This is a genomic window from Nonomuraea antri, from assembly GCF_013283785.1.
GTDB lineage: Bacteria > Actinomycetota > Actinomycetes > Streptosporangiales > Streptosporangiaceae > Nonomuraea > Nonomuraea antri.
On sequence record NZ_JABCPZ010000284.1, the window covers coordinates 1 to 12,676 of the forward strand.

14 protein-coding genes are annotated in these 12,676 nt (G+C 68.9%); 10 read left to right on the plus strand and 4 right to left on the minus strand.

Annotation, left to right across the window (positions count from 1 at the left end; all coding sequences use genetic code 11):
* Nucleotides 1-148: 148 nt before the first annotated feature.
* Nucleotides 149-736, plus strand: coding sequence for a gamma carbonic anhydrase family protein (locus tag HII36_RS48485; RefSeq protein ID WP_173530167.1), 588 nt, complete (start codon nucleotides 149-151; stop codon nucleotides 734-736).
* 630 nt (nucleotides 737-1,366) lie between these two features.
* On the opposite strand, the gene HII36_RS48490 is transcribed toward HII36_RS48485, so the two are convergent.
* Nucleotides 1,367-1,642, minus strand: coding sequence for a hypothetical protein (locus HII36_RS48490; protein ID WP_173530168.1), 276 nt, complete (start codon nucleotides 1,640-1,642; stop codon nucleotides 1,367-1,369).
* Between the two features lie 168 nt (nucleotides 1,643-1,810).
* Here HII36_RS48490 and HII36_RS48495 point away from each other — a divergent pair, with 168 nt between their 5' ends.
* From HII36_RS48495 to HII36_RS48515, 5 genes are all read left to right on the plus strand, one after another.
* Entirely contained in the window at nucleotides 1,811-2,230 is a 420-nt protein-coding gene (locus HII36_RS48495) for a hypothetical protein (protein WP_173530169.1), read from the plus strand.
* A 1-nt stretch (nucleotide 2,231) separates the two neighbouring features.
* Nucleotides 2,232-2,456, plus strand: a complete 225-nt coding sequence (locus tag HII36_RS48500; RefSeq protein WP_173530170.1) for a helix-turn-helix transcriptional regulator — start codon at nucleotides 2,232-2,234, stop codon at nucleotides 2,454-2,456.
* Nucleotides 2,453-3,475, plus strand: a complete 1,023-nt coding sequence (locus HII36_RS48505) for an NAD(P)-dependent alcohol dehydrogenase (protein WP_236004791.1) — start codon at nucleotides 2,453-2,455, stop codon at nucleotides 3,473-3,475. The genes HII36_RS48500 and HII36_RS48505 overlap by 4 nt, the downstream gene beginning before the upstream one ends.
* 218 nt (nucleotides 3,476-3,693) lie before the next feature.
* Complete coding sequence (locus HII36_RS48510) at nucleotides 3,694-4,953, plus strand: AAA family ATPase (protein ID WP_268959802.1); 1,260 nt, start codon at nucleotides 3,694-3,696, stop codon at nucleotides 4,951-4,953.
* Nucleotides 4,954-5,015: 62 nt separating this feature from the next.
* The gene (locus HII36_RS48515) at nucleotides 5,016-5,600 is read left to right on the plus strand and encodes an RloB family protein (protein WP_173530172.1); all 585 of its coding nucleotides are present in this window, start codon (nucleotides 5,016-5,018) and stop codon (nucleotides 5,598-5,600) included.
* A 55-nt stretch (nucleotides 5,601-5,655) separates the two neighbouring features.
* Here the strand turns inward: HII36_RS48515 and HII36_RS48520 are convergent, their stop codons facing one another.
* Entirely contained in the window at nucleotides 5,656-6,141 is a 486-nt protein-coding gene (locus HII36_RS48520; protein WP_173530173.1) for a glutathione peroxidase, read from the minus strand.
* Nucleotides 6,142-6,328: 187 nt separating this feature from the next.
* On the opposite strand from HII36_RS48520, the gene HII36_RS48525 reads away from it, so the two are divergent.
* Both HII36_RS48525 and HII36_RS48530 read left to right on the plus strand, forming a co-directional pair.
* The gene (locus HII36_RS48525) at nucleotides 6,329-6,724 is read left to right on the plus strand and encodes an aggregation-promoting factor C-terminal-like domain-containing protein (RefSeq protein ID WP_236004793.1); all 396 of its coding nucleotides are present in this window, start codon (nucleotides 6,329-6,331) and stop codon (nucleotides 6,722-6,724) included.
* A gap of 325 nt (nucleotides 6,725-7,049) precedes the next feature.
* A complete protein-coding gene (locus HII36_RS48530; protein ID WP_236004795.1) occupies nucleotides 7,050-7,517 on the plus strand; it encodes an aggregation-promoting factor C-terminal-like domain-containing protein in 468 nt (155 codons plus the stop codon).
* Nucleotides 7,518-7,569: 52 nt separating this feature from the next.
* On the opposite strand, the gene HII36_RS48535 is transcribed toward HII36_RS48530, so the two are convergent.
* Nucleotides 7,570-8,217: a TetR/AcrR family transcriptional regulator gene (locus tag HII36_RS48535; RefSeq protein WP_173530174.1), complete on the minus strand. Its 648-nt coding sequence runs from the start codon at nucleotides 8,215-8,217 to the stop codon at nucleotides 7,570-7,572.
* A 92-nt stretch (nucleotides 8,218-8,309) separates the two neighbouring features.
* Between HII36_RS48535 and HII36_RS48540 the strand changes: the two genes are divergently transcribed.
* Complete coding sequence (locus HII36_RS48540; RefSeq protein WP_173530175.1) at nucleotides 8,310-9,428, plus strand: ferritin-like domain-containing protein; 1,119 nt, start codon at nucleotides 8,310-8,312, stop codon at nucleotides 9,426-9,428.
* A 111-nt stretch (nucleotides 9,429-9,539) separates the two neighbouring features.
* Nucleotides 9,540-12,557: an NACHT domain-containing protein gene (locus HII36_RS48545; protein ID WP_407940891.1), complete on the plus strand. Its 3,018-nt coding sequence runs from the start codon at nucleotides 9,540-9,542 to the stop codon at nucleotides 12,555-12,557.
* Here the strand turns inward: HII36_RS48545 and HII36_RS48550 are convergent.
* A complete protein-coding gene (locus HII36_RS48550; RefSeq protein WP_407940890.1) occupies nucleotides 12,530-12,655 on the minus strand; it encodes a hypothetical protein in 126 nt (41 codons plus the stop codon). The genes HII36_RS48545 and HII36_RS48550 overlap by 28 nt on opposite strands.
* Nucleotides 12,656-12,676: the final 21 nt, after the last annotated feature.

The following is a 12,676-nucleotide window of genomic DNA, read 5'->3' on the forward strand; positions in this document are numbered from 1 at the left end:
GGTTGGGGCGGGGTGCCTCGGCGTAGTGCGGGTCTTGTCCCCGGCCAACACATGCAAGACTATGCCATGAATCGGACAAACGCAAACGAACCGTCATGAAACGGGCAATGATCTACCTGGCCAGGCCGATCCAGCCCATCATGGGCCCATGTTGATTCGTCATCGCGGCCATGAGCCCGTGGTCGAACCCAGCGCGTACATCGCGCCCACCGCCACCCTCGTCGGCCAGGTGCGCGTCGGCCCGCGCGCCCGCGTCATGTACGGCGCCGTGCTGGACGCCGAGGATGGCGCCATCGAGGTCGGCGAGGCGTCCGTCATCTGCGAGAACGCCGTCCTGCGCGGCGATGTGACGTTGGGTGACCATGTCTTCGTCGGGCCGCACGCCACGCTGCTCGGCTGCCAGGTCGGTCGGTGCGCCTATCTGGCCACTGGTGCCACGGTGTTGCAGGACGCGGTGCTGGGCGCAGGGGTGGTCATCGCGATCGGGGCCACCGCCCACGCGGGGTGCGTGCTGCCCGACGAGTTCTTCGTCCCACCGAACACGGTGGCCATCGACGGGCAGGTGTACGCGCCGGGCGATCCGGCCATGTCCGAGGCGATCAGCAAGCTGGGGTTCGCGCGGCGGGCGTTCGGGGTGGAGACGGCCTGGGAGAGCCGGATTCGGCGGGGTGAGGAGATGGCTGAGATCCGCGCCGCCCAGTTCGCCGCCCATGTGGATGACGAGATCGTGGGCTGAGGCCCCGCCGATCCCACATGCCCGATGGATCCCACAGGCCCCATGGGCATCCACCTGCTATCACCGGCATCCACTGGTCTCCCTGGGATCCGTTGCTCTCATTGAGATCCGCCGCCCAATGCCCGCGATGAGGGGCACCTCAAGGGGGCGCGAGCGGCTGGAATGGGGCTCCCTTGGGTGAGGGAGTGCCGGTGGGGCGTGTGGATGCCAGTGAGACCAACGGATCTCAGTGAGACCTAGCGTCTGGCCGAGATGGGCCCCGGGAGAGGTCGGGCCGGAATCGGGTGCCCGAGGTTGAGAGGCCGGGGCTGCACTGCCCTGGAGCCTGCGCTGCCCTGGAGCCTGCGCTGCCCTGGGGCCCGCACCGCCCTGGGCCTGCACTGTTCTGGGCCTGCCCTGCTCTAAAGCCGCACAGGCCAGCCAGGAGCCGGCACAGGCCTGGGCTCAGCCCGCCTCGGGCCTGGCCCCGCACAGGCCTGGCCCCGCACCGGCCGGGGCCCGCACAAGCCGGGGCCCGCACAAGCCGGGGCCCAATCGGCCATGGCTCCGGGGCGTTGCGATGAGAGGCTGCAAAGGAGTGTGGCCGGGGTGAGCTGCGTAACTGCACCTCGCGAGTCGGTGTCCGTGCGCCTAGTGTGAGCCGTCGTCGTCGGGGTCGGAGGCGGCGACTGCGGCACGTTCGTCACGAACCGCTCCATCCGTCGGCGCAGTCTGCTCGCCCGTCCCCGTTCTGATCGCGACGACGAACCCTCCGACCAGCGCGAGCCCCAGTCCCGCCATGGTGAGTGGAAAGGCGGCAGGCGCCCGATCCGGCAGGGCCGCGAACGACAGGACCGCGCCGGTCACGAGCAGCACGCAGCCGACCCAGAAGACCAGCCGCCAGAGCCACAACGACAACGACGTCATGCCGCCATCCTTCCCCATCCCACGCCGCCCCACCACGGCCTCACGGCGTCACGGCGTCACGGTGCCGCAGGAGATCGACCGGACCCGGGCATGGTTAAAAATTCTTGACATCATGTCCGCTGCGCTTTACCTTCAACTCATGTCAGGTTTGTTTTACATGGGGGCGACATGTCGTTCGAAGAGAAGCGCGTCTGGATCTACGCAGCCATCGCAGTGGGCGTGCCCGTCGTCTACTTCGCGATCGTCCTCGGGCAACTGCCCACCACGCCCGTGACCGAGATCGCCTACGTCCGGCCGCTGCTCGTCGCCATCGGCGCGGCCATGGTGATGAACATCGGCGCGAACATCGTCGCCGGAATCCTCTCCCCGCAGGACGCCGGGCAGCGGGACGAGCGCGACGCCGACATCGTCCTGTACGGCCGGCGCGTCGAGTTCTACGTGCTCAGCCTGGGCGCGCTGGCGGCGTTCGGGCTGACGCTGCTGGGCTCGGCGCACTTCTGGATCGCCAACGCGCTGTATCTCGGGTTCGTCCTGTCGGCGTTCGTGTCGTCGGTCGCGAAGATCGTCGCCTACCGGCGGGGCTTCTGACGTGACCAAGCCCACCAACGTCACCAACTCCATCCGGGCGCTCAGGTTCGCGCACGGCGAGATGACCCAGGCGGAGCTGGCGGAGCGCGTCGGCGTGACCCGTCAGACCGTCATCGCCATCGAGCAGGGACGCTACTCCCCCTCGCTCGAAATGGCCTTCCGCATCGCGCGGGTGTTCAACGTTTCGATCGACCAGGTATTCCAGTATCCGGAGGACGCACCATGAAGACCGTTCCCACCACCACCCCCCGCACACTCATGAAGGCCATCGTCCAGGACGACTACTGCTCCCCCGACCTGCTGCGGCTCGGCGAGGTCGAGCGGCCCGCCATCGCCGGGGACGACGACGTGCTCTTACGCGTCCAGGCGGCCGGGATAGACCAGGGCGTCTGGCACTCCGTCACCGGCCTGCCGTACCCGGTGCGGTTCGCGGGCATCGGGCTGCGCCGGCCGAAGAGCCGCGTCCCCGGCCTGGACGTCGCCGGACGCGTCGAGGCCGTCGGCAGGAACGTGACGCGATTCCAGCCGGGCGACGAGGTGTTCGGCACCTGCGACGGCGCGTTCGCCGAATACGCCCGCACCACCCAGGACCGGCTCGTGCCCAGGCCGCCCGGCCTCAGCCCGGAGCAGGCCGCCTGCCTGCCCACCTCCGGCTGTGCCGCCCTGCAGGGCCTGCGCGACGCCGGCGGGCTTCGTCCGGGCCCAAGCGGCCCGCGGGTGCTGGTCATCGGCGCGGCGGGCGCGGTCGGCTCGTTCGCGGTGCAGCTCGCCAAGTCGATGGACGCCCACGTCACGGGCGTGTGCAGCGGCGCGAAGACCGACCTGGTCCGTACGCTCGGCGCGGACGAGATCATCGACTACGGCGTCGAGGACGTCACCCGCACGGGCCGGCGATACGACCTCATCCTCGACACCGGCGGCCACCGCAAGCTCTCCCACCTGCGCCGCGCGCTCACGCCGCGCGGCACGCTGGTGATCGTCGGCAGCGAGTGCCGCGGCGGCCGTTGGCTGCAGGGCACCGACCGTCAGCTGCGGGCCGCGCTGTGGTCGACGTTCATCCGGCAGAACCTGCGTCCGCTGCTGTCGGCGGCGCGTCAGGACGACCTCCGTGAGCTGGCGGACCTCGCGGCGGCCGGCCGGGTGACCCCGGCACTGGACCGGACGTTCCCGCTGGCCGAGACCGCCGCCGCCATCCAGTACGTGCGCGGAGGCCAGGTCCGCGGCAAGGTCGCCGTCAGCGTCTGAGTCGCGGCCGAATAAGTCGGGAAAAGAGGCCACATTTTCCCGACTCCGGGCGACTTGGATTTCGCCACAGGGGAACTCTGACCGCTTCCCGATTGAGAAATTGCAGGAAACTCGCGATAATCGTCCTCATGGAGCCCTCAGCAGGCGGTCAGCATTCGATGTTGTTGGCGTTCCGAGCCGAGAACGTCCATTCCTTCCGTGACGAGCTGGAGCTGTCCATGGAGGCAACGGCTCTCGCGGATGACGGGGTACCCCGGAAGGTGTCCTGGCGTCAGGGTGGCCGTCCCGTCCGAGTACTTCCCGTAGCGGGAGTTTTCGGGCCCAACGGGTCAGGGAAGAGCAACGTACTCAAGGCAATGAGCGTCTTCCGCAACCATGTCTTGTTGTCGTTTCGGTCCGGTGATCCTGGTGGTGGCATACCTCGCCGTCCGTTCCGGCTGGACAAGGACTCCACCGCCAGACCGTCCCGGTTCGAAGTGGATCTCGTGCTGAACGGTGTCCGCCACGAGTACGGCGTGATCTTCGATGACGAACGGGTGCTGAAGGAATGGGCCTACCGCTATCCGCGCGGCCGCAGCGCCCTGCTCTTCCGCCGTGAGAGCGGCAAGCCGATCGAGTTGGGCGCAGGAAACCGGAGCGTCGGTCGCGCGGTCGAAAAGATCACGCGTCCCAATGCCTTCTTCCTCTCTGCGGCGGCCGCAGCCGGGCATCCAGATCTCCTGCCACTCTTTCAATGGTTCGAAGACAGCCTTCTGCTCGCCGAGGCCTCCAGCAGACAGGTCCGGTGGGCGTACACCACGCATCTGCTACGACACGAGCGGAGCCGCGACCTGGTTCTCGCGTTGATCCGAGCCGCCGACCTCGGCATCGCGAACGTCCGGATCCGCCCGCTCGACCCACAGGTCGTCGACCGGGTACGCCGGGCCGCGCAAATCCTCTCCGGACGAGAGGAGGAAGCCGAGGCGGCGCCTGACGTCGATCTGACGGAGTTGGGGCTCGTGCTCACCCACCAAGGCGGCGGCGACGACATCGACTTCGACGTCTCGGAAGAGTCCCTCGGAACACTGGTCTGGCTGGGGCTGATCGGACCGGTCGTGGCCGCGTTGGAGCGCGGCAGCGTCCTGCTCGCCGACGAACTCGAAGCGAGCTTGCATCCGATGCTGGTGCAGCGACTGGTCGAGCTCTTTCAGGACCAGGAGGCCAATACCAACGGCGCCCAGCTGATCTTCAGTTCCCATGATGTCTCACTCCTCGATGACACTACGGGGCATCGCCGACTCGGCCGGGATCAGATCTGGTTCACAGAGAAACTGGCCGATGGCAACAGCCGGCTATATCCCCTGTCGGACTTGGGACCGCGAAGAGAGGAAGCCATAGGCAAGCGCTACCTAGCGGGACTGTACGGCGCCACTCCGATCGTCAACCGTGCGGAATTCGTCGAGGTCGCCCAGTTGATCGCTACTGGCGAGCACGGATGAAGGGCCGCGGCACCCGCCGGACCAGAGGGGGGACGTCAGCCGCCGCGAACCGGCGGTCGATCTTGGCGTTCACCGAGGGCAGGAAAACCGAGCCCAGTTACCTGCTGCACTGGTACCGGCTTTTCAGAGATCGGGCGATCGTGGTCATCGACGACTTCCACGGAGGTCCGCTTCAGTTAGTGGAAAAGGCACGAGACAGACGGGAGAACGACCTTCGCGACCAGCGGCGCGGACGCGGCCAGGCGTTCAGCGAGTATTGGTGTGTCTTCGACGTCGACGAGCATCATGGCCTGGATCAGGCCATCGATTTAGCGACCAAGAACGAGATCAGGCTTGCCGTCTCGAATCCCTGCATCGAACTGTGGTTCGCCCTGCACTTTCAGGACCAGTGGGCGAGCCTGGATCGCACGAAGGCCCAGGATATCGCGAAAACACTGCTCAGCTGCGGAAAGACACCGACGGCGCAGGCACTCGAACAACTCGTCGCACGCCATGATGAGGCCGAGGCGCGGGCACGGGCACTCGACAAGAAGCACGATGGCGACGGGTCGCCCGTGCGGTCCAATCCCAGCTCCGATGTGTGGCGGCTGGTCGCCCAGATTCGCACTCCTGACGGAGGAGTCGGGGCCGGCAATCGTCCCCGGTGACACGTGAGCTCGTGGAGGCGCCGCCCGGGGGCCGCGCCTCCACCTCGGCGCGTCGTCAGAGGAGCTTTTCGAGTGCGGTGATGACGGCCGGGTCGTCAGGGGCGGTGCGCGGGCGGAAGCGGGCGACCGCGTTGCCGTCCCTGTCGAGCAGGAACTTCTCGAAGTTCCACTGGATGTCGCCGGCCTCGCCCTCGGCGTCCGCGGTGCGGGTGAGCTCGGCGTAGAGGGGGTGCCGGTTGTCGCCGTTGACGTCGGACTTCTCCAGCAGCGGGAAGTCCACGCCGTACGTGGTGGCGCAGAACTGCTGGATCTCCTCGGCCGAGCCGGGCTCCTGGCCCATGAACTGGTTGCAGGGCACGCCGATCACCGTGAACCCGCGGGGGCCGTACTCGCGCTGCAGGTCGACCAGGGCGCCGTACTGCGGGGTCAGGCCGCATCTGGAGGCGACGTTGACGAGGAGGACCGCCTTGTCGCCGGCCAGGTCGGCCAGGGTGGTGGGGGCGTCGGCGAGGGTGCGCAGCGGGATGTCACGGAGGCTCATGATCCGAGCTTACAGAACGGCCGGCGCGCGAAATTGTGACGCAGTCCACATTTTTCACATAAATCCCCTGAACACACATAAATAGTGATCATTGGTTATAGATATGTGAGTTCATGGTCAATTAGCCAGGAAGCGGAATTCTCCGGCAGGGTGGCGCGGTCCCCGTCCCCTTTGAAAGGGAATCCGCATGCCGATGCTCCGCCGTACCGGCGTCCTGGTCCTGACCGCCACCCTGGTGACGGCAGGCGGCGCCACGGCCGCGCAGGCGCAGAGCTCCCAGACCAGCGGCAGGAACAAGTCGATCGCCAAGCCGATGGTCGCCAAGCGTGGCTGGAACATCAAGCAGTTCAGGTGCCTGGAGAGGCTCTGGACCAGGGAGAGCGGCTGGAATCACCGGGCCGGCAACCGCTCCGGCGCCTACGGGATCCCGCAGGCGCTGCCCGGGCGCAAGATGGCCGCCTCGGGCCGTGACTGGCGCACCAACCCGCGTACGCAGATCGCCTGGGGCCTGTCCTACATCAAGAAGCGGTACGGGTCGCCGTGTCGCGCCTGGGCGCACTTCCAATCCCACCATTGGTACTGAGCCAAACCCCAGGCTCGGGCGCGTTTTGCGGCAAGCCGATCCCATCCGGCCGCCGGGCCACGCAATCCAGGCCCTGCGAGGCGGCCATTTGCCCGCAACGATCACACAAACACCTGTCCATCGCGTGTCGAGATCTGTGACCGCCGATGACCGCGCGTAATAGGAATCGGCTATGGACACGTCGTGGAGTCCTCCGGGCCGCCCCCTGGGCGGAACGGGATCCCGGAGGGCCACGCGGACTCTTCTCGTCCGAGCCACGGACGCTGAACGGCAGGGCGCTCCTCGGGGGCGCCCGTCCGCACGCGACCCGATGACGAGGAACGATTTGGACAGCCAACGCGTGTTGAGCCGCGCATTCATCACCGCCACTACGATCACCACGTTCGGCGCCGGAATGGCGAGCGCCGCCGCGGAATCCGCGCCGGTCCCGGTCGTCCAGACCCGGACGTGGAAAACGTCAGCGCAACCTAAGATCCCGGCCCATCGGCCGAAGAACAGGAACAAGGGCATCGCCCTGAATCAAGTGGTCCAGCGGGCGTGGAATTATCAGCAGTTCCGCTGTCTGGACAATCTGTGGACGCGCGAGAGCAACTGGAACCATCGCGCGTACAACCGTTCATCCGGCGCCTACGGCATTCCGCAGGCGTTGCCCGCGGGCAAGATGCGAGGCGCCGGCCGTGACTGGCGCTCCAACCCGGAGACGCAGATCCGGTGGGGCCTGGCTTACATCAAGGGGAGGTACGGCAGGCCGTGCGGCGCCTGGGGCCATTGGAGATCGCACAACTGGTACTGAGATGGGGAGGGCGCCCGGCAGGGCGCCCTCCCTGCGCTGGTCACGGGCCCGCTCACGTGCGCTCCCGCCGTCCGGGATGCACGGCGATCGCCTGGATCAGCAGTTCGAGGCCGAACTCGAACTCCGCCTCGTGGTCGCAGTGTCCCAGCGGCTTCGCCAGCGCGCTCACCTCGGGGAACAGCGCCGGGTCGATCTTGTCGACGTCGACCGCCCGGCCGTGCTCCGGCGGCGCGAACGTCGGTGTCACCCCCACCTCGCGCAGCAGCGTCCCGACGATGAACGCGATGAACATGCGCAGCATCCGGACCGCGTCGACCCCGTCGAACCCGGCGCCGCGCAGCGTGGCCAGCGCGCGTTCGACGGGCAGCAGCCCGGCGGTGGAGTGCAGTTGACGGCTGATCACCAGCATGGTGGAGCGCGGGTGGTCGTGCGCGATCTGGCGGAAGGCACGCGCCTGCGCGCGCACCCGGTCGGTCCAGTGCGCGGCGGGGTCGTCGGTGAACTCGATCTCGCTGAGCACGGCCTCGGCCACCCCGTCGAGCAGGGCGTCCTTGTTCGGCACGTGGTTGTAGAGGGACATCACGCCGACGCCCAGGTCTGCGGCGATGCGCCGCATCGAGACGGCGTCGGCGCCCTCGCGCTCGATGAGTTCGATGGCCGCCGCGACGATGCGGTGCCGGGACAGCGGCTCGGTGGGCATAGCACATTCTATTGACGGACGTACGGCGTACGTGCAAGCCTCGAAAACGTGGACGTACGGTGTACGTACGTGCCGGCCCCCACGGAGGTCCTATGTCGACGCACGATCTCTACACGATCCCCGCAGAACTCTCCACGTGGAATGTCGAAATGGCCGGCCAGAGCCGGTTCACCTGGGAATACGACGACGGCAGAGACCGCATGCTGGCCCTGTACCAAAAGGGCAAGGACAAGCAGTGGGACTCCACCAAGCGCATCGACTGGGACCTCGAGGTCGACCCGTACAACGTGCTGGGCATCCCGGACGAGACGATCGCCATCTTCGGCACCCCGCTGTGGGAGCGGATGGACCACAAGCAGCGCCAGGACGTCAAGCTGCACGGCGCGGCCTGGCAGTTCTCCCAGTTCCTGCACGGCGAGCAGGGCGCGATGATCTGCTCGGCGAAGATCGTCGAGTCGGTCCCCGACCTGGACTCCAAGTTCTACGCCGCCACCCAGACCATGGACGAGGCCAGGCACGCCGAGACGTACGCCAGGTTCCTGCAGGAGAAGATCGGCCTGGCCTACCCGATCAACACGCATCTGAAGGCGTTACTCGACAGCACGCTGACCGACTCCCGCTGGGACATGCCGTACCTGGGCATGCAGGTGCTCATCGAAGGGCTGGCGCTGGCCGCGTTCGGGGTGATGCGCGACATGACCACCAAGCCGCTGCCCAAGCAGATCCTCGCCTACGTGATGCAGGACGAGGCCAGGCACGTCGCGTTCGGCCGCATGGCGCTGCGCGACTACTACAGGAACCTCTCCGAGAGCGAGCTGCGCGAGCGCGAGGACTTCGTGATCGAGGGCTGCTACCTGATGCGCGACCGGCTGCGCGGCGAGGAGACCTGGCACACCCTGGGCCTGTCGAAGTCCGAGGTCGGCGAGGCCATGGAAGCGGTCGACCGGTCGGCCTACCTCAAGCTGTTCCGCTCGCTGCTGTTCAGCCGGATCGTGCCGTGCGTGAAGGACATCGGGCTGTGGAGCCCGCGGCTGCAGCAGGCGTACGCGGACATGGGCGTGCTGGACATGGCGGGCCAGTCGCTCGAGGCGCTGATGAAGCAGGACGAGGAGATCGCCGACAAGCTCGACGAGGCCCGCTTCGCGCAGGAGGAGACCGAGCGGCACGAGGAGGTCGCCGACACGATCGCGCTGGGCGCCGCCGACTCCTGACAACTCCCGGCGATCGGGCTGCGCGCCGCCGATTCGTGACAGTTCCTGTCGATCGCGCCCAAGGTTCGGCAGACTGACGGGAAACGCCTACGAGGAGCCCCGTTGCGCAGGATGTTGAGCTATCGGGACGCGGTCGTCCTGCTCGGTGGCGAGAGCGCGCTCACCACGGCACTGGACAAGCTGTCGTCGCTGGCGCTGTTCGCGCTCGGCGCGGTGGACCTGTTCGACGCGCGCGCGGAGGCGGTACGGCTCGGCGACGGCCTGATCCGCCGCCTCCACGACCACGCCAAGGGCCTGACCAGGTACGACAGGACCGAACGGCTGACGGCGGCACACGCGGTCGTGGTGGTCACGGCGTACTTCGAGGCGCTCGACGAGCGGGCCGCGCTGCCCGGGCTGACCCGCGACGACCAGGACCGGCTGATCAGGGCGGGCCGGTCGAGCGACTGGGCGGGCCGCCTCATCGACGCCGAGCTGCCCTGCCCCGCCCCGCAACGTCCGCACGAGCAGTTGCTCGCCGAGCTGGCCGACCGCTACCGGCGGTTCTCCACCGACCTGCTCACCCTGATCTCCGGGCTGAAGTGCTGGGACGACTGGCACGAAACCCACCGGGACCGCTTCCGCGAGGTGATGTCCGTCGAGGTGCCGGCGCTGGCCTGCCGCCGCTACGAGGAGCTGTTCCGCCGTCTGGCCGCCGACTTCCCCGAGGTCGCGCACTGGTCGAACCTCATCGAGCACCAGGCGACCAGGCACGGGCTGCTCGGCCTGCAGGAGCGGCTGGCCGCCGTCAGTTCCGGCCGGTCGCCGTCCGATCGGCTGGCGGCGCTGGTCAGGGCGAACAGGTCCGCGCTCGGCCGGCCGATCTCGCTGTCGTCGGACGCGCCCCTGGGCATGCGCGTCCCGACCCTGGCCGAGGGGTACGTCGATCCCGGCTTCCGGCTGCTCCCGCCCGGCCACGACCGCAGCCCGGCCGACGAGCGGACCTGGGCCGACCGGCCCAGGCGCGACGACCTGATCGGGCTGCTGGTCGCCCACCTCACGCTCACCCAGTCGGCGCGGGCCCCGCTGGTGATCCTGGGCCAGCCGGGCGCGGGCAAGTCGGCGCTGACCAGGATCCTGGCGGCGCGGCTGCCCGCCGCGGACTTCCTGCCGCTGCGGGTCGAGCTGCGCGCGGTGCCCGCCGACAGCGACGTGCTCGGCCAGATCGAGCACGCGATCAAGGACGCCCTGGACGAGAGCATGCCCTGGCCGGAGCTGGTGCACGCGGCCGACGGCGCGCTGCCCGTCGTCATGCTGGACGGTTTCGACGAGCTGCTGCAGGCCACCGGCGTGAACCAGACGGACTACCTGGACCGGGTCGCCGCCTTCCAGCTCCGCCAGGCCGAGCGCGGCCGCCCCCTGGCCGTGATCGTGACCTCGCGCACGACGGTCGCCGACCGGGCCAGGCTGCCCGCGGAGTCGGTGGTGCTGCGGCTGGAGCCGTTCGACGAGGACCAGGTACGCCGCTGGGTGACGACCTGGAACCAGCACAACACGCCGTACCTGGCCGGGCGCGGGCTGCGTCCGCTCTCGGTGGAGCACGTGCTCGCCCTGCCGCAGCTGTCCGGGCAGCCGCTGCTGCTGCTCATGCTCGCCCTGTACGACGCCGACGCCAACGCGCTGCACCGGCTCGGCGCCCACCTCGACGAGGCCGAGCTGTACGAGCGGCTGCTGCGCGACTTCGCCGCCCGCGAGGTACGCAAGTCCGCCTCGGACCGGACGGACGCGGACCTGGCCAGGGCGGTGGAGCACGAGTTGCTGCGGCTGTCGGTCACCGCGTTCGCCATGCACAACCGGGGCCGCCAGTGGGTCACCGGCGACCAGCTCAACGCCGACCTGGAGGCCCTGCTGCCCGGCGGCCGGGTCGCGGCCGAGCCCACCGGGTTCCGCCGCGACCTGTCGCCGGCCGAGAACGTCATCGGCGGGTTCTTCTTCGTCCACCGGACGCAGGCGCTGCGCGAGGACCAGCGGCTGCGCACCTACGAGTTCCTGCACGCCACGTTCGGCGAGTACCTGGTCGCCCGGCTGGTCGTGCGCGAGCTGGCGGACCTGGCCGACGAGCTCGACCGCGCGGCGGCACGCAACCGCCCGGCGCTGCCCGGGGACGCGTTCCTGCACGCGCTGCTGTCGTTCGCGGTGCTCTCCGTGCGCTCGTCCACCATGGGTTTCCTGCGGCACGGCCTGGCCCACCGCGTCCCGGCGGGGCACCGCGAGCTGCTGCGCGACCACCTGTGCCGGCTGTTCGCCGAGTCGCAGCGGCCGCGCCCGGTCGCCGACCTCGACCGGTACCAGCCGGTGGAGGCGGACGTGCCGGCCAGGCACGCCGCCTACGCCGCGAACCTGTTGTTGCTGGCCGTGCTCTCGGCCGACCGGCCGCTCTCCGGCGCCGAGCTGTTCGCCGTCGCCGAGCCGGAGCCGGCCAACGAGCGGTGGCGGCGCATCACGCGCCTGTGGCAGTCACAACTCACCAGGGACGAGTGGGCGTCGCTGACGACGTTCCTGCGGGTGCGGCACTTCGTCCGGGAGGGGGTGCGGCATCTCGCGGTCGCGCCCGACACCGGGGAGGACTTCCGAGTCACCGACCTGCCCTTCTTCTCCTGGCCGGCGCTGCCGGAGGGCTGGTGGGACCCGCACCCCCACCAGGTGTTCACGCACGGCCATCCGATGACCCCGTGGATACGCGAGGCCGCCTTCCGCGACGACAGCCCGGTCTCGCATCTCCTGCTCGGCCTGATGCCGTACGTCGCGTGGACGGGCGAAGGCTTCGCCGAGCTGCCGAACACTCCCCTCGCCGACCTGCTCGCGCTGCTGCTCGAACCGGTGGAGGAGGCCGACCCGAAGGTCCGGATCCAGCTCTACGACCGGGCCATCCGCGCGGACGTCGCCGGGCCGCGCTACCTCGACCTGGTGCTCAGGCAGCTCGAAGCGGACGAGCCCCGGCTTCCCGCCGACGGCGTGCTGCGCGTGCTGCAGACCTGGCGCCGGTGTCACAAGACCGAGCGGACCAGGATCAACCGCCTCTTCCGCGGGCTCAGGGGCCGGCCGGACATGGACCACGAGCTCTACTCGCGGGCCCGTGCCCTCTGGTAGAAGCGCCGGTGCAGCTCCCGCACCTCGTCCGCCAGCTCGGGCACCGGACCCTCCACGGTCACCTCCGGCGCCACCTCGTTGACCGGCAGCCCCCGCACCTGTCTCTTATACACATCTCA

Excerpts from the sequence above, each read along its gene's own strand:
- HII36_RS48495 (WP_173530169.1), top strand. The coding sequence starts at position 1,811 with ATGTCGTTCGAAGAGAAGCGCGTCTGGATCTACGCAGCCATCGCAGTG.
- HII36_RS48510 (WP_268959802.1), top strand. The coding sequence starts at position 3,694 with ATGGAGGCAACGGCTCTCGCGGATGACGGGGTACCCCGGAAGGTGTCC.
- HII36_RS48540 (WP_173530175.1), top strand. The coding sequence starts at position 8,310 with ATGTCGACGCACGATCTCTACACGATCCCCGCAGAACTCTCCACGTGG.
- HII36_RS48535 (WP_173530174.1), bottom strand. The coding sequence starts at position 8,217 with ATGCCCACCGAGCCGCTGTCCCGGCACCGCATCGTCGCGGCGGCCATC.
- HII36_RS48545 (WP_407940891.1), top strand. The coding sequence starts at position 9,540 with ATGTTGAGCTATCGGGACGCGGTCGTCCTGCTCGGTGGCGAGAGCGCG.
- HII36_RS48505 (WP_236004791.1), top strand. The coding sequence starts at position 2,453 with ATGAAGACCGTTCCCACCACCACCCCCCGCACACTCATGAAGGCCATC.
- HII36_RS48490 (WP_173530168.1), bottom strand. The coding sequence starts at position 1,642 with ATGACGTCGTTGTCGTTGTGGCTCTGGCGGCTGGTCTTCTGGGTCGGC.
- HII36_RS48520 (WP_173530173.1), bottom strand. The coding sequence starts at position 6,141 with ATGAGCCTCCGTGACATCCCGCTGCGCACCCTCGCCGACGCCCCCACC.
- HII36_RS48525 (WP_236004793.1), top strand. The coding sequence starts at position 6,329 with ATGCCGATGCTCCGCCGTACCGGCGTCCTGGTCCTGACCGCCACCCTG.
- HII36_RS48485 (WP_173530167.1), top strand. The coding sequence starts at position 149 with ATGTTGATTCGTCATCGCGGCCATGAGCCCGTGGTCGAACCCAGCGCG.